The organism is Bartonella sp. MF74HXZ, assembly GCF_042194445.1.
GTDB lineage: Bacteria > Pseudomonadota > Alphaproteobacteria > Rhizobiales > Rhizobiaceae > Bartonella > Bartonella grahamii.
Window position 1 is genome coordinate 1 of record NZ_JBHIMW010000022.1, and the last position, 1,174, is coordinate 1,174.

Genomic DNA, 1,174 nt, shown 5'->3' on the forward strand with positions numbered 1-1,174 from the left:
ATCATAAGAATCATTCTTAGAAAGCCGCGTCATATCATGTGGCACTGCTTTTTTTTGCATTCTCTCTTTTATGATGGGTTTATAGCCATAAAGAAGGCACCCCCATACCTATTTTTATTCTGTTTTATCAATAATCTTAACAACATTATTGTTTTCATAAATCTCATAATTTTTGGGAACCAACTTTGCTTTGCTTTTTGTATTGATTGTTGCATTGCCATAAGCACGCCCCCAGATCGTTGCACAATATGAGATTTTAGCATTGCCATAAACAGAGCCATAAATCTCACAAGAGCCACTCACACAAGCATTCCCATAAACCTTGCCATAAATCTTTGCACGACCATTAATAACAGCATAATTATAAATTTTTGCATGGCTATAAATACAAGCCGAGCCAGAAACCTTGGCATGACCATAAACGCGTGCATAACTAAAAACCGTAGCATCATAAGAAACATGCGCATGGTCATAAATATGAGCATCAGCAAGAATGCGGGCACTACCATTCACATGAGCATACCCATAAACATTGCCATAAACATGAGCATTGCCATAGACAAAAGCATGGTCATAAACTTTAGCATATTGAGAGATAAAAGCTTTTCCATAGACCTCAGCATTGCCATAAACTTGACCACAGACTTGAGAAAAATGGCGTATTTTTGCATCATCATACACCCTTGCATGACCATAGACACAAGCCTCATCATAGACCCAGCAATTGCCATCATGGGATAGGTTAACTTCCTTTTCAATAAAGCCCCCTAAAGACCCTGCCTTTATATCATCGAAATCTTTTAAAGCTTTAATGCGATAAAGGTTTATAATATTTCGAGTAAGAGCATGTTTGATTTTTTTGATTTCACTGGTTAATTCGTATTTTTTGCACATAGAAGACCCTCACAATCTAATGTGATAAACAGTTGATAAAATTTGAAATGGAAAATTGGATTGAAAGCAGGCGCCCCCGCCGCGCCCGCGCGTTATTTATGCAGCTTTATTTTCACTAATCTGTACAGATGCGTATGATTTTTACTCACTCTTTTGAATGAGAGAGCCTATAAACGCTTTTTGTTACTCTCAAACGTATTAATCATAACACCCTCCTTTGTGAGGGGGGTTTTTAAAACAAAGCCCATGATCACAATGCTTCTTTTAAAACGTTTCAATA

The 1,174-nt window shown here is 37.1% G+C and carries 1 protein-coding gene; it reads right to left on the reverse strand.

The features are described from left to right. Window positions 1–114: 114 nt before the first annotated feature. The gene (locus ACFIJ8_RS08390) at window positions 115–894 is read right to left on the reverse strand and encodes a hypothetical protein (protein WP_375639379.1); all 780 of its coding nucleotides are present in this window, start codon (window positions 892–894) and stop codon (window positions 115–117) included. Window positions 895–1,174: the final 280 nt, after the last annotated feature.